The 22152-nt window shown below is 34.4% G+C and carries 23 protein-coding genes; all 23 read left to right on the top strand.

Annotation, left to right across the window (positions count from 1 at the left end; genetic code table 11):
- Positions 1 to 235, top strand: a 235-nt coding sequence (locus ACIQXF_RS10630) for a hypothetical protein (RefSeq protein WP_402782620.1), incomplete at its 5' end; no start/stop codon positions are given.
- Between the two features lie 34 nt (positions 236 to 269).
- Complete coding sequence (locus tag ACIQXF_RS10625) at positions 270 to 1112, top strand: DegV family protein (RefSeq protein ID WP_402782618.1); 843 nt, start codon at positions 270 to 272, stop codon at positions 1110 to 1112.
- Positions 1113 to 1214: 102 nt separating this feature from the next.
- Entirely contained in the window at positions 1215 to 2585 is a 1371-nt protein-coding gene (locus ACIQXF_RS10620) for an ATP-dependent helicase ComFA (RefSeq protein WP_402782616.1), read from the top strand.
- Complete coding sequence (locus ACIQXF_RS10615; protein WP_402782614.1) at positions 2578 to 3168, top strand: ComF family protein; 591 nt, start codon at positions 2578 to 2580, stop codon at positions 3166 to 3168. The genes ACIQXF_RS10620 and ACIQXF_RS10615 overlap by 8 nt, the downstream gene beginning before the upstream one ends.
- A gap of 83 nt (positions 3169 to 3251) precedes the next feature.
- Positions 3252 to 3665, top strand: a complete 414-nt coding sequence (locus ACIQXF_RS10610; RefSeq protein WP_402782612.1) for a TIGR03826 family flagellar region protein — start codon at positions 3252 to 3254, stop codon at positions 3663 to 3665.
- Positions 3666 to 3842: 177 nt separating this feature from the next.
- Complete coding sequence (gene flgM, locus ACIQXF_RS10605) at positions 3843 to 4103, top strand: flagellar biosynthesis anti-sigma factor FlgM (RefSeq protein WP_402782610.1); 261 nt, start codon at positions 3843 to 3845, stop codon at positions 4101 to 4103.
- A gap of 28 nt (positions 4104 to 4131) precedes the next feature.
- Positions 4132 to 4632, top strand: coding sequence for a flagellar protein FlgN (locus ACIQXF_RS10600; protein WP_402782608.1), 501 nt, complete (start codon positions 4132 to 4134; stop codon positions 4630 to 4632).
- Positions 4633 to 4672: 40 nt separating this feature from the next.
- Positions 4673 to 6265, top strand: a complete 1593-nt coding sequence (flgK, locus tag ACIQXF_RS10595; RefSeq protein WP_402782606.1) for a flagellar hook-associated protein FlgK — start codon at positions 4673 to 4675, stop codon at positions 6263 to 6265.
- Between the two features lie 74 nt (positions 6266 to 6339).
- Positions 6340 to 7242 (top strand): flagellar hook-associated protein FlgL, encoded by a 903-nt coding sequence (gene flgL, locus ACIQXF_RS10590; protein WP_402782604.1) that lies wholly within the window; start codon positions 6340 to 6342, stop codon positions 7240 to 7242.
- Between the two features lie 110 nt (positions 7243 to 7352).
- On the top strand, positions 7353 to 7919 hold the full coding sequence (locus tag ACIQXF_RS10585; protein ID WP_402782603.1) for a DUF6470 family protein: 567 nt from the start codon (positions 7353 to 7355) through the stop codon (positions 7917 to 7919).
- A 16-nt stretch (positions 7920 to 7935) separates the two neighbouring features.
- A complete protein-coding gene (gene fliW, locus ACIQXF_RS10580) occupies positions 7936 to 8379 on the top strand; it encodes a flagellar assembly protein FliW (protein ID WP_402782601.1) in 444 nt (147 codons plus the stop codon).
- The gene (csrA, locus tag ACIQXF_RS10575) at positions 8379 to 8597 is read left to right on the top strand and encodes a carbon storage regulator CsrA (protein ID WP_402782599.1); all 219 of its coding nucleotides are present in this window, start codon (positions 8379 to 8381) and stop codon (positions 8595 to 8597) included. The genes fliW and csrA overlap by 1 nt, the downstream gene beginning before the upstream one ends.
- A 200-nt stretch (positions 8598 to 8797) precedes the next feature.
- Positions 8798 to 9703: a flagellin Hag gene (hag, locus tag ACIQXF_RS10570; protein ID WP_402782597.1), complete on the top strand. Its 906-nt coding sequence runs from the start codon at positions 8798 to 8800 to the stop codon at positions 9701 to 9703.
- Between the two features lie 104 nt (positions 9704 to 9807).
- Positions 9808 to 11511 (top strand): motility associated factor glycosyltransferase family protein, encoded by a 1704-nt coding sequence (locus tag ACIQXF_RS10565; RefSeq protein WP_402782595.1) that lies wholly within the window; start codon positions 9808 to 9810, stop codon positions 11509 to 11511.
- A 2-nt stretch (positions 11512 to 11513) separates the two neighbouring features.
- Positions 11514 to 11858: a DUF8042 domain-containing protein gene (locus ACIQXF_RS10560; RefSeq protein WP_402782593.1), complete on the top strand. Its 345-nt coding sequence runs from the start codon at positions 11514 to 11516 to the stop codon at positions 11856 to 11858.
- Positions 11858 to 13078 carry a motility associated factor glycosyltransferase family protein gene (locus tag ACIQXF_RS10555; protein ID WP_402782591.1) on the top strand — a complete coding sequence of 407 codons (1221 nt, stop codon included), beginning with the start codon at positions 11858 to 11860 and terminating at the stop codon, positions 13076 to 13078. The genes ACIQXF_RS10560 and ACIQXF_RS10555 overlap by 1 nt, the downstream gene beginning before the upstream one ends.
- Before the next feature lie 44 nt (positions 13079 to 13122).
- A complete protein-coding gene (locus ACIQXF_RS10550) occupies positions 13123 to 14169 on the top strand; it encodes an N-acetylneuraminate synthase family protein (RefSeq protein WP_402782589.1) in 1047 nt (348 codons plus the stop codon).
- A gap of 214 nt (positions 14170 to 14383) precedes the next feature.
- On the top strand, positions 14384 to 15073 hold the full coding sequence (locus ACIQXF_RS10545; protein ID WP_402782587.1) for an acylneuraminate cytidylyltransferase family protein: 690 nt from the start codon (positions 14384 to 14386) through the stop codon (positions 15071 to 15073).
- 168 nt (positions 15074 to 15241) lie between these two features.
- Positions 15242 to 16381 carry a UDP-N-acetylglucosamine 2-epimerase gene (gene neuC / locus ACIQXF_RS10540; RefSeq protein WP_402782585.1) on the top strand — a complete coding sequence of 380 codons (1140 nt, stop codon included), beginning with the start codon at positions 15242 to 15244 and terminating at the stop codon, positions 16379 to 16381.
- Positions 16382 to 16684: 303 nt separating this feature from the next.
- Positions 16685 to 17851, top strand: a complete 1167-nt coding sequence (locus ACIQXF_RS10535) for a polysaccharide pyruvyl transferase family protein (protein WP_402782583.1) — start codon at positions 16685 to 16687, stop codon at positions 17849 to 17851.
- 4 nt (positions 17852 to 17855) lie between these two features.
- On the top strand, positions 17856 to 18977 hold the full coding sequence (locus ACIQXF_RS10530) for an N-acetyl sugar amidotransferase (protein WP_402782581.1): 1122 nt from the start codon (positions 17856 to 17858) through the stop codon (positions 18975 to 18977).
- A 229-nt stretch (positions 18978 to 19206) separates the two neighbouring features.
- Positions 19207 to 20178 (top strand): UDP-N-acetylglucosamine 4,6-dehydratase (inverting), encoded by a 972-nt coding sequence (pseB, locus tag ACIQXF_RS10525; RefSeq protein WP_402782579.1) that lies wholly within the window; start codon positions 19207 to 19209, stop codon positions 20176 to 20178.
- A gap of 175 nt (positions 20179 to 20353) precedes the next feature.
- Positions 20354 to 22111 carry a motility associated factor glycosyltransferase family protein gene (locus tag ACIQXF_RS10520; protein WP_402782578.1) on the top strand — a complete coding sequence of 586 codons (1758 nt, stop codon included), beginning with the start codon at positions 20354 to 20356 and terminating at the stop codon, positions 22109 to 22111.
- Positions 22112 to 22152: the final 41 nt, after the last annotated feature.

The raw sequence follows: 22152 nt of genomic DNA, 5'->3' as shown, positions 1-22152 counted from the left end.
ACGTACAGCAACAAATGTTTTTATCTGTGCGAAAGCGAAGCGACAGCAACAACAAATGTTTTTATCTGTGCGAAAGCGAAGCGACAGCAACAAATGTTTTTATCTGTGCGAAAGCGAAGCGACAGCAACAACAAATGTTTTTATCTGTGCGAAAGCGAAGCGACAGCAACAAATGTTTTATCTGTGCGAAAGCGGAGCGACAGCAACAACAACAATTGCGCCGAGGAGCAATTGATTGTAAACTATGAAGAATAGGAGAGTGGACATGGATGAGGACGGCAATCGTAACAGATAGTACTGCATATATTACACCTGAGGAACGAGCACGCTTAAACATTCATATGATTCCGTTAAGTGTAAATATCTCAGGCCAATTATTTGCAGAAGAAGTAAATATTACGGCATCTGAATTTTATGATAAGGTGCGTGGGGCAAAAGAATTTCCAAAAACAACACAGCCCCCAATCGGTGAATTTGCCAATCTCTTTGAAGAGCTTGCAAAAGACTATGATGAGGTAGTTTCTATTCATTTATCAAGTGGAATTAGTGGAACCTATCAAGGTGCAATTCAAGCAGGCGAAATGGTAGAAGATATTGATGTGTACACTTTTGATAGTGAAATATCCTGCGCGGTACAGGGCTTTTATGTATTACGAGCAGCTGAAATGGCTGCACAGGGTTCTTCAGCAAAAGAAATACTTGCTACATTGGCGGACATGAAGCAGTATATTCGTGCTTACTTTATTGTAGATGACTTAGCACACTTACAACGTGGGGGACGTCTATCTTCAGCGGCGGCATTAATTGGTGGCTTATTACAAATAAAACCTGTGCTCCATTTTGTCGACAAGGTCATTGTACCTTTTGAAAAAATTCGTACACGTAAAAAGGCTTTAAAGCGTGCGGAGGAGCTATTAGCTGAAGATGCTAGTAAATATGAAGCAATGGACGCTGTTGTAATCCATGGCAATTGCCAGGCTGAAGCGGAAGAATGGCTAGCACAACTAGCTGCTACCTACCCGAATGTTAACTTTACATTAAGTTATTTCGGTCCTGTTATTGGCACGCACTTAGGTGAAGGCTCAATAGGACTTGGTTGGACAAAAAAATAGACTTAGGTGAAACAGTCTCTACAGAAAAATTGTAGGGGCTGTTTTTTTATTTAAATCATCGCCGATAAACAAAATCAAACATTCAAAGAAGGGAGCAAAGCAATGAAATATAAAGGTTGGTTGTTGCCACCTGCATTGCGAGATTTTCATGAAGGACGCATTTGGTTAAAGGAGCATTCACCTTTTTCCAAAAATGATATAGAGAAGGCTATTGAACACAACTATTTTCTTATAATAGAAGGGATTCAAAAAGTGCCACATTTAAAATGCAATCGTTGTCATAATAATGACCCTCAGCAATTCACTAAATTTGATTGTTCAAAATGCCAGCAACCATGTATCTATTGTAGACATTGTCTAAATATGGGCAGGGTAAGTAGTTGCACACAATTGATCGTCTGGACTGGCCCTCCTGCAATTCGAACAAGAAAGCATCCACTGAAATGGACAGGGCAATTTACGGAGCTTCAACAGCTAGCAGCTGACGAAATGCTAACTAGTGTTAAGGTAAAGCGATCTCATCTATTGGCGGCCGTATGTGGGGCGGGGAAAACGGAGTTGCTTTTTCCAACCGTTCATTACGCCTTGGAGCAGCGATTACGTATATGTATTGCTACGCCGCGGACAGATGTAGTATTAGAATTATTTCCACGCTTCCAAAAGGTTTTTCCAAAGACATTTATCCATGCATTATATGGTGGAGCATCAAGACAGGAGGGCTATCCACAGCTTGTATTGGCGACTACTCATCAACTATATCGATTTGAACAAGCCTTCGATGTCATGATTGTGGATGAGGCTGATGCTTTTCCCTATACATTTGATGAAACCTTACAAAGAGCTGTGCAAAAAGCAAAAACAGGAAGCGCGCCTATCTTGTTTGTTACAGCAACACCCTCGCAACAATTACTTACTCAGTATCAACAAGAAAGCTATTCATTTATCCCGAAGCGTTATCATAATCATCCGTTACCAGTCCCTCGATTTTGCGCTTTATGGGGCTACGAAAAGAGCTTTAAGCGTGGGAAAATCCCACAGAAGTTAAAGAAATGGACAGAAAAGTGCCTTGCACAAAAAAAGCTGTTTCTATTATTTTTCCCGAAAATAGAGTTAATGCAAATAGCAACGCCTCTTTTTCAGTCATTAAATTCAAGCATTTTGGCTGTGCATGCTGAAGATCCTGATCGTAAGGAAAAAGTGCTAAAACTACGCAATGAGGATATACCAGGTTTACTGACAACAACCATTTTAGAAAGAGGTATCACGATTAAAAATCTACAGGTCGCTGTTATTGGGGCAGAGTCGGCAATTTTTACTTCTAGTGCACTTATACAAATCGCTGGACGAGTCGGGCGAAATGTTGATTTTGCAGATGGAGAAGTCGTATTTTTTCATCATGGCATGACAGCTGAAATGGATGATGCTCGTACAAAAATCCTTTATTACAATAAGGAAGGTTTCAGTAATGAATAAAATCGAAATACATTGCTTATTATGCTCACAGCCTGTGCAATCGGCAATTTCGTGGAAAATGCTTTTAACCAAACAGTTTCAATCAACTATTTGTGACAAATGCTCAGCTCGATTTGAACGTTCATCTTTATCTACAGCACTTTATCAATATAACGATGCTATGAAAGATTATTTACATCAATATAAATTTCTTCAGGATGTCGCACTCGCGAAAGTATTTCGACAGGAGCTGTATGCTCGATTCAAAAATGAAAAAGCGAGAATCATCCCAATCCCTATGCACCCCCTCAAGCAAAAAGAGCGTACCTTCTCGCATATGGAGGAGCTACTAAAGGCTGCAAATATTCCATATGTACAACTTCTAGAAAAGACTACTATAGAGACGCAAAGCTCCAAAAATAGAGAGGAGCGACTACAAACAGCTCCACTTTTTCGTCTGATCGCAGGAGCTCATGTTGAGCATAAAGAATATCTTCTTTTTGACGATATACAAACTACAGGAACAACTTTACGGCACGCCACCGAGGTTTTATTAAATGCGGGTGCTATAAATGTCCAGAGCTTCACACTAATTAATGGATGAAAATGCTAATGCATGATGTATAATAGATTACGAGTATAGGATTCGTATATAGTTGTTAATTATCCCAGAAGGAGGAAAAGTGGATGGCAGAGGTTCGCAATTGTCCAAAATGTAACGAGTTTTTCAATTATATAGGGGTAAGAGAAGTATGTCATAAATGTGCTCAATCTGAAGAAGAGTTATATCAAATCGTCTATCGTTTTCTACGTAAACGTGAGAACCGTGCTGCGACAGTAGAACGCATTGTGGAAGCAACGGGAGCTGAAGAGGAGCTATTATATAGATGGGTGCGCAAGGGCCGTTTGCAGCCAGCGATGTTCCCGAACCTTGGGTATCCATGTGATAACTGTGGTCATCTAACAACAACAGGCAAGCTGTGCGCAAAATGTCAGAATGAATTGAAGTCAGATTTACGTACTTTTGAAGCAGCCAAGGAATTTCGTGAAGGCGTAGCACAACGCGATAAAGTAACGTATCACGCTGAACGAAAACGATAACTTCTCAGTCTAAGAGCGCTACGTCCTGTGGCAACGACTGAGTGACCAACATCACGTTGACCTAAAGTGTGTTAATTTTAAACAAAATTAGCACACTTTTTTATATTTGAAAACTTAACATTGTGTGAGACAATCCGAAATAATAGTAAGATAAGCTTTTAGATAGGGGGGTACAAAATGAAAATTACATCTTATGGCATTAATGCTGTGAACGCCTATAAAAATCAAGTGCGCAATGTAAAATCAGACGCAACCAAGGCATCCTTCGCAGATAAAATTGAAATTTCAAAGGCTGCACAGGAGATGCAAGGAGTTTCAACATACGGCACAGAGCGTGCAGAACGCGTACAGCAATTAAAGCAAGAGATTGCTTCTGGTGAATACAAGGTCGACGCTCGCAAGGTTGCAGAAGATATGCTGAAATATTATCGTTTCTAGGGAATAACAGAAAGGGTGTTTTTGCAATATGTCTGTAGAAGCGATCTGTTCTACATTAACCAAGCTAGAAAGAATGCATAAAAGCTTACTGGAACTAGCATTTAAAAAAACTGAAATCATTAAAGCTGGCGATATCGAAGCACTGGACCAAATGCTCAAGGATGAGCAGGCACATGTAGCAGCCATCGATAAGCTTGAGCAACAGCGTCAGAAACAGGTAACGGACTACCTTGGAGCAAAAGGATTTGCTTCAGCTGACAATATGACTGTCGCTGATGTCATCGAGGCTGCTGACCAACAGACTGAAAAAGACACACTATCAGCAGTTCGCGATCGTTTACTTCAAATCATCAATGACTTACGACAACAAAATGATCTCAATCAAAAACTAGTGTTCCAATCACTACAAATTGTCAACTTTTCATTGGACGCCCTACGACCTCGCCCTGAGCAAATAAACTATTCAGGCAATGAGGTTCGCGGCACAAATACAATGGCAAAAAAATCATATTTTGATTCACAAGCATAGTTTTCAAGTTCAAGTAAACGTACTAAGGGAGGAATAAAAGATGCGCTCAACATTTATGGGCTTAGAAGCAAGTAGACGTGGTTTATTTACACAACAAACAGCTTTATATACTACTGGACATAATATTTCCAATGCAAATACATTAGGTTTCTCTCGTCAACGAGTAAACATGGAAGCGACTCCTGGCTTTCCAACTGCAGGCTTAAATCAGCCTATCTATCCAGGACATCTTGGAACAGGTGTTACAGCAGGATCTATTCAACGTATTCGTGACGAATTTATCGATCGCCAATATCGCCAAGAAACAAATAAATTTGGCTATTGGGAATCAAGAACAAAAGCCATCTCTCAAATGGAAGATGTTATGAACGAGCCATCTGAATTCGGTTTAGATAAAGCGTTCGAACAGTTCTGGAAAGGGCTTGAAGATGTGGCGACAAAGCCAGCAGATGCGGCGGCGCGTAGGGTTGCTATTGGTCGTGCAGAGCACTTAGCAGAGTCCTTTAATTATCTTGATACTCAATTAAAAATGATTCAAGGAAATCTCGGTAAAGAAATTGATGTCTCTACTACGCAAATTAATACAATCTTAAAGCAAATTGCAGCAGTTAATAAACAAATTCAAGAAGTTGAACCAAGCGGACATGTACCGAACGATTTATACGATGTACGTGATGTATTAGTCGATAAATTAAATGAATATATCCCAGTGTCAATTGAGCGTATTCCTACGGGTGGTCTTGCCTCAGAAGTGGCTGAAGGCAGTTTGAAAATTACATTTAAAGGCGCCGACGGTATTGTAAGGGATTTAGTGAATGGAAAAGATTTCTCTCAATTCGCAGCAATTGGAACAAATGGTAGTAAGGTGACAGGAGATGACATTACAAATGTTTTCTCTGAAATGCAGTTAACAGGGCTTGAATCTTTAGATGCGCATGAAGCGGGTACTGTAACTAGCACACAAACAGCTATCAGCCAAAAAGACTTTGAAGCTTCAAAAGGAAAACTACTTTCCCTAATCAATTCATTCGGCTATCAAAGTGCGAGTGGTGATATTAAGGGTTATTATCCTGAAACATTAGAAAAATTAGACCAGTTAGCGAATGCCTTTATTCAAGAATTTAACGCCCTACATGCAAATGGCTATACATTAGAAGAAAAAGATTCAAATGGAAATATTATTAACCCTTCTACTAATGGAGGAGTGTTCTTCGTAGGTACTGGTGCAGGTGGTATTAAAGTTAATGCAGCTATTTCTGAAAACCACAACCTCTTAGCCGCATCTTCTGGAGCTTCCCAAGAGGGCGATGGTAAGCATGCTTATGAGCTTGCAAATATGCAATATAAATTGTATGCATCTATCGGAAATGCTACGATGCAATCATTCTATCAAGGAATCATTGGGAAAGTTGGTGTAGACGGAGAAGAAGCTCTACGCCTAGCTGCAACTTCTGAATCGCAACGACTAACGGTATCAAATAGCCGTGACGCTGTAAGCTCCGTTTCTTTAGATGAAGAGATGACAAATATGATTACTTTCCAACAAGCGTATAATGCAAATGCCCGCATGATTACTGTAGTTGATGAAACATTAGACAAAATCATTAATGGTATGGGTCGCGTTGGACTATAAGAAAATTGATGAATAATAGAAGAAATTAATGGAGAAATAATTCTCCGCCTTATACGAAGGAGGGTTTTTACAAAATGCGCGTAACACAATCAATGCTATCAAGTAACATGCTACGTAATTTAAATAATAGCTATGGCAAAATGTCTAAGCTTCAGGATCAACTTGCCTCTGGTTCAAAAATTAATCGACCATCAGACGACCCTGTCATCGCAGTAAAAGGTATGGGCTATCGCCGTGACTTAGCAAAGGTTGAACAATACACACGAAATATTTCAACGGCAAATAGCTGGTTAGATTCTACAGATGAATCTCTTAACCAAGTAGGCGAACAAATGAAACGTGTCCGGGAACTTGTCATTCAAGCTGCCAATGATACGAACACACCTGAGGAACGTGAAAAAATTAAAAACGAGATCGACCAAATTCGCCAGCATCTTCAGGATGTAGGTAATACGAATATTAGTGGTAGCTACATATTCAGTGGTACTAAAACAAATGAGCCTTTATTTGCTGGGGGAAATCTTAATCCAAACGTCAATACAGAAGGTGTCAACATAGAAATTTATGATGGAATACAAATTCCAGTTAACGCACCTGGTAAAGATCTATTTAAAAATATTGATGATATGATGATAGAAATTTCTGATTTACTTGGTGATCCAAATGTAACGGGTCCTGAAATTGGAGATAAGCTAGGTGGTGTTTCTTCATCAAGTACGAATGATAATATTACTGCAATGCATAACAAAGTTCTAGAAGCGCAGGCTGATATTGGTGCCCGTCAAAATCGTGTAGAGATGATGGAGAACCGTCTCGGTATTCGTGAGGTCAATGTGACAAAGCAACTGAGTGATAATGAGTCTGTTGATTATGCACAGACCATTACAGAGATGGTTACAAATGAATCTATTCATCAAGCAGCACTTTCAGTTGGTGCTAAAATTATTCAACAAACCTTAGTAGATTTTATCCGATAAAATCTACTAAGGTTCTGCTCCGAAAGCGAGGCGGCAGGGGCAAACTTTATATTGAATAAAAAGCGTTTGGACAATATGTTCAGACGCTTTTCTTGAAAGGAGAGGTTTAGATGAAACTTCCACAAATTCAAATTCAGACGACTGATATAAAAATGGAACTTGAGATTAACAAGCCTATACAGCATATTGAACAGCCAAGAGCTACACAGTCTATTGAACAACCGGCTGCTATATTGGAAATTCATACAACTAGAGGTGTTTTAACAATTGACTCTTCTCAGGCAAGACGTGATTTAGGGTTAATTGGCCCTCTAGAATCAAGTGCAAACTATGCTGAAAAGGGTAAACAAGAGGCGCTAAAAGGGATAGGACGTAGAGCAAGCGAAGGACGTCAAATGATGGAGAATGCTGGTAAAGGACAAGGGCGCTCAACCATACAAAATATTGCTAAACAAAATCACGGTCCTCACCGAGCAGGACCTTATAATATTAAATTTGTCCCATCGGTAGGCTCTGTAAAAATCAATTATACTCCAGGAACAACAGATATTAATATTGAGCGAAGAGAACCAATAATTGACGCAAAGGTGAACAAACCAATACATGAATACACACCTGGGAAAGTAACTGGTACAATAGTACAATGGCCAGAAGTTAACATCGACGTCAATATTTAAAGGAGCGCGTGAAAAAATGAAAATAGCTACTAAATTTTTAGGTGAAATCGAAATTGCAGAACAAGATATCCTAACATTTGAGCAAGGCTTACTAGGTTTAGAAGATTACAAAAAATTCGTATTACTACCTATAGATGCAAACCTCCCATTAGTATTACTTCAATCAGTTGAGCAAGTGGATGTAGGCTTTGTAGTTGCCTACCCATTTGCTTTCAACAAAGATTATAGTTTTGACATTAGTGACGAGGATCGTGAGCAGCTACAAATTGAAAAAGAAGAGGATGTTCTTACATACACTATTGTGACAATGAAGGAAACATTGCAGGATTCTACCATTAATTTGCTAGCACCTTTAATTATTAACATGGATAAAAAACTTGGTAAACAAATTGTCCTCCAAGATAATAAGTCATATCCACTACGCTACCCAATGCAAACATTGGAAGGAAGTGCGAAATAATGCTAGTGCTTTCACGTAAAAAAGATGAATCTATTATGATAGGTGACCAAATAGAAATTAAAATATTAGCAGTGGATGGCGAGCAAATAAAAATCGGCATTGTCGCACCGAAGACGGTGAAAGTCCATCGCTCTGAAGTTTTTGAAGCGATCCAAGAGCAGAATAAGGAAGCTTTATCAGCATCATCAAGCTTCTTAGAGCAGCTAAAGAAAAAATAAAGAATATGTTCTTTAGCTATAATTTTAAACTAGTAATTCTATTACATAAAAAAATAAAAAAATTTTAAAAAACTATTAAACATTTCCAACTAATTACGATATATAGATTGTAAGGGGCAGGAAGTACATACATACTACCTAATCCGATATTCCACACGGATGTGGAATGACAAAAACAAACATTCAAGGAGGAATTCCAAATGAGAATTCAACACAACATTTCAGCTTTAAACACACACCGTAACCTATCTTTCAACAACACTGAAGCTTCTAAAAACTTAGAGAAATTATCTTCAGGTTACAAAATCAACCGTGCTGGCGATGACGCTGCTGGTTTAGCAATTTCTGAAAAAATGCGTGGTCAAATCCGTGGTCTTGACATGGCTACTAAAAACGCTCAAGACTCAGTATCTTTAATCCAAACTGCTGAGGGTGCTCTTAACGAAACTCACGCAATCCTACAACGTATGCGTGAATTAGCAGTACAATCTGCAAACGATACTAACGTAACTTCTGACCGTGAAGCTTTACAATTAGAAATTAACTCTTTAGCAGAAGAAATCACTCGTATTTCTACAGACACTGAGTTCAATACTCAAAAATTATTAAATGGTTCATTTGGTGCAGCAATTACTTCTCCTACTTCAGCAACTGCAGATGGCGGTAAAGTGTTCCATATTGGTGCAAACTCAGGTCAATCAATCAACCTTTCTATTATGGACATGAGTGCTACTGCACTAGGTGTTAACTCGGTAACTGCTGGTTCTGCAGCACAGATTGGTACTGCAGGAACTATTGGTAAAGGTGTTAATATTACAACACAAACAGCTGCAGATAACTCAATTTCTATTATTGAGAGTGCTTTAAAACGTGTATCTGAAACTCGTGCATCTCTTGGTGCGGTTCAAAACCGTCTAGAGCACACAATTAATAACTTAGGTGCTACTTCAGAAAACTTATCAGCTGCTGAATCTCGTATTCGTGATACTGACATGGCTAAAGAGATGATGGGCTTCACAAAAAATAACATCTTAATGCAAGCTGCACAATCAATGCTTGCTCAAGCTAACCAACAACCTCAAGGCGTTCTTCAATTATTACGATAATTTGAATATACGTTTTAAACCTTTAGCCTATCTTGGCTAAAGGTTTTTTCTTTAATGTCATACATAATTATTAAAAATTACCGATAATATAATGGGTGATATGAATGAATAATGAATTGCATATTGAAAAAATACAAACAAAGTTAGGAAAAGAAATAATAAGGATAAATGGCTATTTTGTACATAGTAAATATAATCCTGATGAAGAGGCGAAAAAGTTAGCAGAAAAATACTACGTTCCTCACCATGCACATATCGTATTTGGTTATGGGTGTGGCTATTTAGTAGATGCTCTATTGGAAAGGTTTCAGTTTGATGAAAAGTTGATTGTAATCGACCCGCTACTAGATAATGGAAGTGTGGAAGTGAAAGAAACCCATGAAAAATTAGTTATCTTTAATAGTACTGTTATTGATGATTTTGACATTCATTTGAGAAATTTTACACAAGGAATACGAACAACCTTTCAAGTATTTTGTTTATCGAATTACGACAAACTATTTCCAAATATGTATAAGACAATTCTATCAAAGGTAAAGGATGTTCAAATTAATAATCGGACAAATGATTTTACATTAATACAGTATGCAGAGCAATGGCAAAATAATTTTACGGATAATTTATTTAACTTTACGAAGGATTTTAATCTTTCATTATTACATGAGAAGTATTGTTGTCCAATAATAATTGCTTCAGGGGGTCCTTCGTTAAGTAAACAGTTACCATTATTAAAGAGAATCAGGAATTCAGTTATTGTTATGGCTGCTGGTTCAACAATTCGTTCTTTGTTAGCTGAAGACATTTATCCAGACTATGTTGTTTCTGTAGAGGGTGCCGAAACTAACTATAAGCATTTTAAAGATTTATTATTAAACGATACTGTTTTGATTTATACTTTATTTAATCAGCCTAAAGTAAGAAATTCATTTAAGAAGCCAGGTTACGTGGTAAATACAGTTGGATGGGATACTTTTGCTAGATATATTCATGAGGAATTAAAAATAGAGTTACCAATTATAATAGGTGGAGCATCCGTCGCAAATCATACATTCTCTATTGCACAATATATTTCAACAGGACCTATTGCTTTTATTGGTCAAGATTTAGCATTTACAAAAAATAATGCAACACATGCCACTAATAATAATCAAGCTGAGTATGTGGATGAAAAGTTTTTAAAAAAGCACCAAGCATTCCAAGTAGAGGGCTATTATGGAAATTCAATTTGGACTACTGCACCATTCCATTCTATGAAACTTGATTTTGAAAATATGATTAGAATCGCTCCTCCTAAAGTGCCGTTTTTTAATTGTACAGAAGGTGGCGTAAAAATACATGGTTTTAATCAGATTTCTTTTGCGGAATTTTGCGAAAACTATGTTTCTGATGAAAAAGTAAAGATTCAAGAGCATGATCCAGAAAAAAAAATAAGCTTTAACGTAAAACAAGTGTTGCAAAAACAATTAAATCTATATGATAAACTTGTTGATATTTTGACAAATGCTTTAGGAGTACTGGAATCAAATCGGTCTAAGACACACTTTGAGACTAGGGTTTTAAAAAAATTAGATCAAACTGAAAAGAAATCTAAAGAATTGTTTGAACAATTGCCAATTGAGTCAATAGTTTCGCCGATTACAATGAGAGTTATGCATGGCTATTTGCCAAAAGAAAATGAAACAACTGAAGAAACATATAATCGAACATACAATCAAACCAAAGATCTTTATAATGAACTAATTATAGCGATTAAGAAAACAAGAAAATACAGTAAAGAAGCTATAAAAAAACATAAAAGTGAGGAATGAACATGTCAAAAGAAGTAGTAGAAGTAATAAAAAGCTATAATGATTATCTAACAATGGTACCAATTGGCACTATTCAAATTGCTAATTATTTACGGGAGGATAAGGTCGAAAAAGCCTTACAAATGATACTAGATTTTTCAGAAGGTATGGGCTGGCTAGTGCAAGCTGCCGAATTGCTAGGTCAAAATGATGTAAATGTAATGTTTGAGATTGAAAAAATACATGAGTTTTTATATGAAGTAAATGCTGGATTAGAAATACAAGACTATGTGTTAGTTGCGGATATGTTTGAATATGAAGTTGCTCCTTTCTTTGAAGAAGTACAACCAATTGTTGGTTTAGAATAATGATGAATTGGTCTTTAACAAGTGCTAAAAATGGTGAACCTACTTTACAACTAAACGGAGTATCTATTTATAGTAATTATCGACCGATAGAGGATGCCAAACGTTGGATTACCAGTGAGTGTGATATGAAAAGTAATGAGTTTTTATTGATTGGACTTGGATTAGGTTATCATCTAAAGGCACTTGCTGAAACTGTAAAAGGAAAAAGAATAACTGTTTACTATTTTGATAAGAAGGAATTAGAGATATTTTATTCAAAAAACAAAAATGTAACCTGGTGGCAACAGGAACACATTCAAATTACAAATATTTTGAATGATTTTCCAATACATGCTGATATCCAAGTGTTACTTCCTAATGTGTGGTTGCGTGCGATAGGTGATGGGCATCCACTATTTAATATCCTAGATATTATTAAGAATAATCAAATGACATATAAAAAAAATTCAGAATTGATGGCTATTAACTTTAAAGAAAATATGAAATTAGATGATGACGGCCGCTATCCAGCACCAACAAGAAAGGTAGCTTGTTTAGTTGCCGCCGGACCATCTCTTGATGAAACGATACATTGGTTGAAGGATCAACAAGAATATGTTGATATATATGTTGTAGGTGCGGTTTTAAAGAAATTAGTTGAACATAATATTGTACCTACAGCTACTGTAATTTCAGATGCCAATGATTCTATTGCAAAACAACTATTTAACGTTAAGTATAACGGTCCACTTTATTATTTATCTACAGCTAATCATAGAGCAGTTAAATCTCATTCGGGAAAGCGTTACATTTTGTTTCAACAAGGTTATCGTTTAGCTGAAAAAGTGGCAAAGGAAAAACTATGTCCGATAATAGAAACAGGTGGCTCTGTGGGCACTTCCACATTTAGCCTTCTGGAATTGCTAGGCTATCAAACTATTATATTATTTGGCCAAGATTTAGGCTTCGTAGGAAATCAATCTCATGCAACTTTATCGGTTTCCAGAGAGCTTAATAATTCAAATAGAGTGAGAGAAGTCTTAGCTAATAATGGGCGTATAATTAACACAACTTCCAATTTATATGCGTTTTTACATTGGTATAACGTAAAAATGAAAAGTGTAAAAGTAGATGTATATAATACCGCAGAATCAGGAGCGAAAATTAATTTTACCTCTGTTATTGACAGAAATGATTTTTTTGAAATTGTAAAAACCTCGATGTTGTGTAGAGAAAACTAAAAAAAATTTATTTAGATAGGTATTTATTGAAAGGAGACATTCGAATGATTGGAAAATCATTTTTAGAAATAGAGGGACGGAAAATTGGTATGGATTTTCCTCCTGTGGTGATTGTAGAGATTGGTATTAATCATGAAGGTTCACTTAAAGTGGCAAAAGAAATGGTCGATGCTGCATGGGAGGCAGGTGCAGAAATAATCAAGCATCAAACACATATTGTTGAAGATGAAATGAGTGAAGAAGCGAGAAAAGTCATTCCAGGTAATACAGATGTATCAATTTATGATGTAATGGCTCGCTGTGCACTGAATGAGGCAGATGAAAAAGAGCTAAAGGATTATGTGGAATCTAAAGGTATGATTTTTATTAGTACACCATTCTCGCGTGCTGCTGCAGATCGTTTGGAGAGAATGGATGTGCCTGCATATAAAATTGGCTCTGGGGAGTGCAATAACTACCCTTTAATAGAACATATTGCATCTTTCGGAAAACCAATGATTGTATCCACTGGTATGAATGATATTGAAAGTGTGAGAAAAACAGTAGAGATTTTAGAATCGTACAATGTACCATATGCTCTATTACATTGTACAAATGTATATCCAACGCCACCTAATTTAGTTCGACTTGGAGGTATGCAACAACTTCAAAAAAACTTTCCACATGCAGTTATGGGGCTATCAGATCATACACTAAATAATAATGCATGTCTAGCAGCAACTGCTTTAGGTGCAAGTATTTTAGAACGTCATTTTACAGATAGTAAAGAACGTCTGGGTCCTGATATTATCTGTTCAATGACACCGATGGAATTAAGCGAACTTATTCAAGGAAGCAAAGAGATTTCGAAAATGCGTGGTGGAACTAAAGAAGCTGCGGATGAAGAACAAGTGACAATTGCTTTTGCTTTTGCAACAGTTGTAGCAATAAAAGATATAGAAAAAGGAGAGTTCTTTACAAAAGAAAATATTTGGGTGAAACGACCAGGTACTGGTGATATAAAAGCAATTGACTATAATAATGTATTAGGTAAAGTAGCAACTACCTCTATAAAGGCAGATACACATATTGATTGGAGCATGGTTGATTAATAATCGATATTAACATGGGTAAATATAAGAGCTTTCATAAATATTTAAACTTTTAGTATTGAAGAAATGTTTTTCGATATTTTTTAAATAAAATACCGATATTTGATTTTTAACTGTTTGGTAACAGTAAAGTAAAAATTGAATATTTTGGCGATATGGCGAAATTTATAGATTCAAATCATAATATCTTTTTCTAAATGAGGTGTAATAAATAATGTATAAAGGTAAACGTTTTATAGCTGTAATCCCTGCTCGCGGAGGTAGTAAAGGTATTCCTAATAAAAATATTATTGAGGTTGCTGACAAACCTTTAATCTCATACACAATAGAAGCAGCTCTGAAATCTATGTATTTAGATAGAATAATTGTTTCAACAGACAGCGAGAGAATTGCTGAGATAAGTAGGGGAAGTGGAGCGGATGTGCCATTTTTACGTCCAGAAGAACTAGCAACAGATGAATCTAGAACAATTGATACCCTTATCCATGTAATCAAGAATCTTCCGGAAAATTATGATTATGTTGTCCTTTTACAGCCCACACAGCCATTACGAAAAACAATACATATTGATAAAGCTATTGAACAGATTATAGATAAAAATCAACAAAGTTTAGTAAGTGTTTCAATGGTGAAACAACATCCTATTTTAATGAGGACTATAGATAAGAATGGAACGTTACAACCGATATTAAATGAAAACAGCACCGTGCGAAGACAGGATTTTAAACCTATATATATTGTAGATGGTAGTATATATATTAATAAAATAGATGAGAATTTTACCAGTAAGACAAGTCTAAATGATAATTTGTGCGCTTATCTAAATAAAGATTTAATTATCGATATTGATAATGCCTACGATTTAAGAAAGTTTAGAGAGTATGTTAGTGGAGAATTCGAATGATTATTGAATTATGTAATGAAAACATTTACGTCTATGAGGGGGAGAAGAAGAAATTCTTCTACAAATAAAAGCCCGTATGATAAAAAAATAACATGTATTATGGTAATGATTAATCAACCGAATTTATAAAAATTAACGAAGATGAATACTTCAATTGGGATGATATCGATGCATAAAAGAAAAGTTTTATTTTTAACAGGAACTAGAGCAGATTATGGGAAAATGAAACCTTTAATGTGTGCTATTGAAGAGCAAGAAAATTATGAATGTCATATATTCGTTACAGGAATGCATACACTGCAAGCGTTTGGTGATACGAAGACAGAGATTTTAAAGGACGGTTTTAAAAACATACACGTCTATATGAATCAGATAATTGAAGAACCTATGGATTTAGTTTTAGCAAATACTATTAATGGATTTAGTCGTTTTATTAGGGAACTTGAGCCTGATATGATTATTTTACATGGTGATAGAGTTGAAGCTTTAGCGGGAGCTATTGTAGGCGCTATTAATAATGTCTTAGTAGCGCATATAGAGGGTGGTGAGATTTCAGGTACAATTGATGAATCAATACGCCATTCTATTTCTAAATTGGCCCATGTTCATTTTGTCTCTAATGATGAAGCAAAAAACCGTTTGTTACAACTTGGAGAGAATGAAAACTCTATTTACGTAATTGGCTCACCTGATATAGACATAATTACAAAAGAACCAACAATAGATTTTAAATTAATAAAAAATCGATACCAAATAAATTTTGATGAATATGCAATATTTATGTATCATCCAGTGACAACAGAAATTGAAAATTTACGAAATAATATTAACCAAGTGGTGAGTGCTATTTGTAAAAGTAATGATAATTATATTGTTATTCATCCTAATAATGACCACGGGTATGGAGTAATACTTGAAGAGTATAAAGTATTTGAAGCTTATGATCATGTGAAATGTTTTCCATCTATCAGATTTGAATTTTTCATAGAGTTTTTAAAGAATGCCAAATATATTATAGGTAACTCTAGTACTGGCATTCACGAAGCTCCAGTAATTGGATTACCGAGTATTAACCTCGGAACGCGTCAAGAAAATAGATTTGTATATGAAACTATTATTAATTGTAAAGAAAATACAGAGGAAATCTTGATGGCTATTGAGAAGGTTGGGAAAGAAGGAAATGGTAATAGGACTAATTACTTCGGGGATGGGAAAAGTAAGGAGAATTTCTTGGAAGTAATTAAAGGAGAGGAAATTTGGGATATTCCGAGACAAAAAGTATTTAATACTATTAATTATAAATGGTAGTTTATTATGGAGAAATAATTTGTGGGCTTAAAAGAACCACTATCACTTCTAAAAGGGAAACCACTATTAAATAAATAATTGAAATTAGACTATTGAGAAGAGTTGGTGCTGTTATCTTTGTGTTGTCACATACAGGATTTGAAGACCCTCTTTTGATTAAGTACTAATATACTATACTGATGAATAAGGTTTTGTATGGTTTAGGTAATTTATAAAAACTGATATTCAATACAGACTCAACTTTTAATTAATTGTTAGGCGACAAGTTTGAGTTGATTACTATTTAATGGGAGTTAAATAAAAATGAAAAAAAAGCTAAAAGTTTTACACATAGCAAGTTTCATTGGAAATATAGGCGACAATGCAAATCATATTGGATTTAAATACTTAAGAGATAATTTTCTTGATTTTGATTTTGTAATAACAGAAAAAGAAATAAGGGGTTTTTATTGGAGGGAATGGATATTTAATTCGGAAGAGTTTGTTAAAGAAGCTAATGAATTTGATTTAGTTGTGATTGGAGGGGGTAATTACTTTGAACTATGGGTAAATGATTCGGAAACAGGAACTTCTATTGATTTAGGATTGAATTACATAAAACAAATAAAAACTCCAATCCTATTTTATGCTTTAGGTTGTGATTTAGGTCAAGGCGTTGAAAAAGGTAATATTGAAAAATTCGAAGGATTTTTAGACTATTTAACTTCAGAAAGTCTTTATTTTGTAAGTGTAAGAAATGATGGTGCGATAACTAACATTAAGTCCTTATATGATACAAGATATGAAGAAAAAATATCGGAAATACCTGATGGAGGTTTTTTCACTCAGGTAGAAAACCTTGAGCACTATGAAATTGAAAAAGATAAAATTAATATTTTAATCAATATAGCAGGAGATATGTCCGAGATAAGATTTTCGAAAAATTTAGGTGAGATTTCATATGAGACATTTATAAATAATATGGCAGAAATGATTGAAAGTCTAAGTATAAAGTACAATTACAATTTAAATATTATCTTTGTACCACATATTTTTAGAGATTTAAAGGCAATCTATGATGTGCTAGATAATTTGAATGATAAAGTGAGAAGAAATTGCATTAAAGTTGCACCATATTTACTTGGTGAAAAAGGGCATAATTATATATTCTCATTATATAATCAATCTGATTTGATTATCGGTATGAGATTTCATTCTAATGTAGTTGGCTATGCATTAAAGAAAAATGTGATTGGATTAGTAAATTATATACAGATAAAGAATTTATATAAAAGTATTGAATCTGAACAGTTCATTGATGTTAGAAAAGTAGGATTTTCAAAAGAATTAGAAATAATGATTATAGATCATCTATCGAATAATAGTAAATATATTGATCTATCTAAAAGTATTAGTGAAAAATTAAAAGTTATTGCCGAAAAAGAATTTAATAAGTTAAATAAGTGGTTGAAAATTAATTTTGGGAAGTGAAAGAATGAATACATATATAAAGTTTTGTAAGAAGTGTGTTATGCCAAATACTAGACCAGGTTTAAGGTTAGATAAAAATGGTGTTTGTGAAGCATGTAATAATTATGATAAAAAGAAAAATATTAATTGGGATAAACGATTTAATGAACTAAAGGAACTATGTGATAAGTATCGAGGGTGTAACGGGGATGGATATGATTGTGCAATAGCTGTTTCTGGTGGTAAAGATTCTACTTTTCAAGTGTATGTAATAAAAGAACTAATGGGAATGAATCCATTATTGATTTCAGTGGATAACTGGAGTTGGACTGAAACAGGAATAAAAAATAAAGCTAATATTTCTGAATCATTTGGTTGTGATATATTAACACTTTCGTTAAATAAAAAAGTTGGTAAGAAAATGATGTTAAAAGGACTTCAACAGTTGGGATCACCTACATGGTATATTGATGCAGCAATTTATGCATCTCCTGTTAGACTATGTATGAACATGGGTTTGAAGTTACTGATATATGGGGAAAATGTGAATTATGAATATGGAGGATCTCAAAAAGAAGAAACATATTCAGCTAAAGAACAATACAAGAATGATGTTGTTAAACCAATCGATTGGAGCAAATGGCTTGAAGACGGTATTACAATGAAAGATTTAAATAGTATAAAGCAGCCAACAATTAATGAGGTTGAAGAAGCACAATTAGAGCCTATATATCTATCATATTTTGTAAAATGGGATACGCATAATAATTATGAAATTGCTAAGAGACATGGGTTTAGACATATGGAACATGAATGGGCTAGAGAAGGAACTATAGAAAATTATAATCAAATTGATAGTCCAGCATATTTAATTAACCAATGGTTTAAGTATCCTAAGTTTGGCCATTCAAGTACAACTGAAATGGCGTCAAGATATATTAGAAGTGGAAAGATGTCCAGAGAAGAAGCGATTAAGTTAGTGAATGAGAAAGATCATAAGTTGGATCAAAAAATTCTTGATGATTACTGTGACTTTGTAGGTATAACAATTAAGGAATTTTGGGAAATAGCAGACAAATGGTATAACCACAACCTATTTGAGCAAAATGAGTTTGGTGTTTGGAATAAAAAATTTAATATAGAATAACTCTTTCTTAACAGTTCAATTATCCTGTATTTTTAAAATTTTATCAAATAACCAATCTGTTTTTTATTGTGAAATAAATTACTAGGTTGAAGAAGATAGCGTCACATCTTTAATAGATGTGACGTATTTTGTTGAATATTTTAGATTCTCATAGTTTAGCCGATATATACTTAATAAGTAGCTAATATGTTTAAATAAAATAAAGTTGAATTGAGGTATTTAATATAGTATGGAGACTATTAAAAATAAAACAGTACTTGTCACAGGGGGAACTGGCTCATTTGGTAAGAAATTTATTAATAAGATTTTAACCTTAGATGTAAAAAAGGTAATTGTTTTTAGTCGTGATGAGATGAAACAATACGAAATGAAGCAGGAGTTTGCTGATTCACGCTTGCGTTTTTTTATTGGTGATGTTCGTGATAAAGAGCGTTTACATCGTGCATTCGATGGTGTTGATATCGTCATTCATGCGGCAGCGATGAAGCATGTGGATGCATGTGAATATAATCCATTTGAGGCAGTCAAAACGAATATTAATGGTGCACAAAATATTATTGAAGCTGCAATTGACTGTGGTGTGGAAAAAGTGATTGCACTTTCAACAGATAAGGCATGTTCACCAGTAAATCTTTACGGAGCAACAAAACTAGCTTCTGATAAGCTTTTTGTGGCAGCTAATGCATATGTAGGAGAAAAGAAAACAAGTTTTTCAGTTGTGCGTTATGGTAATGTAGTGGGAAGTCGAGGAAGTGTTGTGCCATTCTTTAAGAAGATAAAAGAAACGGGTACATTGCCTGTTACAGATGAACGGATGACACGCTTTTGGATAACATTAGAACAAGGAGTACAATTCGTACTTGATAATTTAGAACGTATGCATGGTGGTGAAATTTTTGTACCAAAAATTCCAAGTATGAGAGTTATAGATTTAGCCAAAGCTATTGCTCCGGGGTGTAACATTGAGATTGTTGGCATTCGTCCAGGTGAAAAGTTGCATGAAGCGATGATTATGGAGGATGATGCACGGCATACGGTTGAATTTGATGATTATTATATTATCCAACCGGAATTTCCATGGTGGTCAAAGAAATATGCAGAAGGTGGAAAGTCATTACCAGATGGATTTGCTTATACGAGTGACAATAATATTGAATGGCTTACAGTAGAGCAATTGAGTATTTTATTAGAGGACATGTAGACTTATAGAAGTAATTTATGAAGCAGGCCAGTAAGCTACATCAGTTCAGATTCAGAAAATAGTTTATACATCAAGTAAAAAAGAGTATTTCATCAATTATATTAACTAGGAAATCCAAATAATAAAAAATGATATTTATAGGAGAGGTAAAATACAATTACAGGTAGGTGGAAAAATGAATATAGAACTTTTACCAAGTAAACTTGATATTCCTACACTTCAAGTTGAATTAGGAAATAAAAAAGTGATGCTACATAGTAAGTATGATCCAATTCAAGAAGCAGAACGTTTTATAGAAAGTCAACATGAGAAAATTGAACATGCAGAGCATATTATTTTTTACGGTGTTGGATTAGGTTACTTTCTGCAGGCATTCATTGAAAAGTTTCCTGAAAAACTTGTATCTGTTTATGAGCCATTTTTGCAAATAGCACAATTATGTGTAAATCAAAAGAATACTACACAAATCCAATTAGAGGAATTGGAGCATTTTTTAGTAGAAGATCCACAACAGCCAATTGAACAATCATTGCAATTATTACGAGAAATAGTGTATCAAAAGTTCGTCATCATTACTCCACCGGTATATGAACGTTTATTCCCGGAAAAGGTAAAAAAATTTAATGAGGCTTTCAAAAACTTTTTACTTTTAACGGGGAATGATATTTCAACAATCTCAGAATTTTCAATGCGTTGGACAATTAATGCTATAAAAAATTTTAAGGAAACCTTAAACAGTCAAAGTATTTTTGAAAAAAAGAAGTATTTTAAAGGTAAGCCTGTAATTTTAGTTAGTGCAGGTCCATCATTAACAGAGGAGTTAGAAAACCTAAGAGCTATTAAAGAACAAGGGCTTGCGTATATATTTGCAGTAGGTTCAGCTAATAAAACCTTAATTAAGAATGTAATTATTCCAGATGCTGTTTGTACGTATGATCCACAGCAACATAATTATAAGCTCTTTGAGGAGATTTATAACCGTAATATTGATAACATCCCAATGATTTATGCTACAACAGTTGGTTATGAAACCTTGGAATTTTATACTGGTCCTAAATTTTATTTTAACACATCACAAGATCATTTTACCCAGGAGCTATTATCTAAACTACAATGCCCTATTATTTACGATGCATCATCCATTGCAGTAATAATTTTGCAAGTATTAAACGTATTGCAAGTAAGCAAAGTAATTTTAGTTGGACAGAATTTTGCATTTAAACAAGGAAAGTTTTATGCAGAAGGAATCGACCGATTCGATAAAGAAAAAAGTACTTTATCTGATAATAAAGTACAAATGAAAGATGAAAAAACAGTTATTGAAGTCATCGATGTAAATGGTCATAAAGTAAAAACAAATCTACATTTTTTACAAATGAAATCCGATATGGAAACAGCAATTCAAATGTTAAATTTACATGTAATTAATACTACAAAAGATGGTGCACGAATAGAAGGCGCTCCATTTAAAAACTTAAGCAAGTTATTAAAAACAGAATTAAACAAAAAGGTTGTTTATCAAGAATGGGGGAAAGTTGAAAGAAAACAAAAAATAAATATACAAAAGCTAAATTCGATTCGAAATGAAAGTATTCATTTTATAGAACAATATGAGAAATTAAAAGAAACTTTAAGAAGTATAAAACAACAAGAAGATTTTACAGAGGTAGTTAATGCTTTAAAAGAATATAGCGATAAAATGAGACTAATACAAGATAATGCATTTTTTGAATTATTTTTATCGAATCCTTTAAAAATACCAAACGAAAAATTAAATGCTAGTATAAAAGTTTCTAATAAAACAAAAGTGAAAACTGAAATGATATCAAGTATTGTTAACATTCACGAAATTTATTTACAAGAATTAGAAGAGGCTTTTAAACAAATAAACTCGATCCTTCATAATAGTTTATTTCTACAAAGGTATTCCTAATAAAAATTATTGTTTTTTAGAGTCAGATATATGTAATTAGG

It is taken from the genome of Lysinibacillus sp. NPDC097231 (assembly GCF_044761885.1).
Classification (GTDB): Bacteria; Bacillota; Bacilli; order Bacillales_A; family Planococcaceae; genus Lysinibacillus.
Note: the sequence above shows the minus strand (reverse complement) of the source record. Positions and strands in the feature narration are given on the sequence as shown.

Coding starts and splice junctions, on each gene's coding strand:
- ACIQXF_RS10625 (WP_402782618.1), top strand. CDS start 270: ATGAGGACGGCAATCGTAACAGATAGTACTGCATATATTACACCTGAG.
- ACIQXF_RS10620 (WP_402782616.1), top strand. CDS start 1,215: ATGAAATATAAAGGTTGGTTGTTGCCACCTGCATTGCGAGATTTTCAT.
- ACIQXF_RS10615 (WP_402782614.1), top strand. CDS start 2,578: ATGAATAAAATCGAAATACATTGCTTATTATGCTCACAGCCTGTGCAA.
- ACIQXF_RS10610 (WP_402782612.1), top strand. CDS start 3,252: ATGGCAGAGGTTCGCAATTGTCCAAAATGTAACGAGTTTTTCAATTAT.
- flgM (WP_402782610.1), top strand. CDS start 3,843: ATGAAAATTACATCTTATGGCATTAATGCTGTGAACGCCTATAAAAAT.
- ACIQXF_RS10600 (WP_402782608.1), top strand. CDS start 4,132: ATGTCTGTAGAAGCGATCTGTTCTACATTAACCAAGCTAGAAAGAATG.
- flgK (WP_402782606.1), top strand. CDS start 4,673: ATGCGCTCAACATTTATGGGCTTAGAAGCAAGTAGACGTGGTTTATTT.
- flgL (WP_402782604.1), top strand. CDS start 6,340: ATGCGCGTAACACAATCAATGCTATCAAGTAACATGCTACGTAATTTA.
- ACIQXF_RS10585 (WP_402782603.1), top strand. CDS start 7,353: ATGAAACTTCCACAAATTCAAATTCAGACGACTGATATAAAAATGGAA.
- fliW (WP_402782601.1), top strand. CDS start 7,936: ATGAAAATAGCTACTAAATTTTTAGGTGAAATCGAAATTGCAGAACAA.
- csrA (WP_402782599.1), top strand. CDS start 8,379: ATGCTAGTGCTTTCACGTAAAAAAGATGAATCTATTATGATAGGTGAC.
- hag (WP_402782597.1), top strand. CDS start 8,798: ATGAGAATTCAACACAACATTTCAGCTTTAAACACACACCGTAACCTA.
- ACIQXF_RS10565 (WP_402782595.1), top strand. CDS start 9,808: ATGAATAATGAATTGCATATTGAAAAAATACAAACAAAGTTAGGAAAA.
- ACIQXF_RS10560 (WP_402782593.1), top strand. CDS start 11,514: ATGTCAAAAGAAGTAGTAGAAGTAATAAAAAGCTATAATGATTATCTA.
- ACIQXF_RS10555 (WP_402782591.1), top strand. CDS start 11,858: ATGATGAATTGGTCTTTAACAAGTGCTAAAAATGGTGAACCTACTTTA.
- ACIQXF_RS10550 (WP_402782589.1), top strand. CDS start 13,123: ATGATTGGAAAATCATTTTTAGAAATAGAGGGACGGAAAATTGGTATG.
- ACIQXF_RS10545 (WP_402782587.1), top strand. CDS start 14,384: ATGTATAAAGGTAAACGTTTTATAGCTGTAATCCCTGCTCGCGGAGGT.
- neuC (WP_402782585.1), top strand. CDS start 15,242: ATGCATAAAAGAAAAGTTTTATTTTTAACAGGAACTAGAGCAGATTAT.
- ACIQXF_RS10535 (WP_402782583.1), top strand. CDS start 16,685: ATGAAAAAAAAGCTAAAAGTTTTACACATAGCAAGTTTCATTGGAAAT.
- ACIQXF_RS10530 (WP_402782581.1), top strand. CDS start 17,856: ATGAATACATATATAAAGTTTTGTAAGAAGTGTGTTATGCCAAATACT.
- pseB (WP_402782579.1), top strand. CDS start 19,207: ATGGAGACTATTAAAAATAAAACAGTACTTGTCACAGGGGGAACTGGC.
- ACIQXF_RS10520 (WP_402782578.1), top strand. CDS start 20,354: ATGAATATAGAACTTTTACCAAGTAAACTTGATATTCCTACACTTCAA.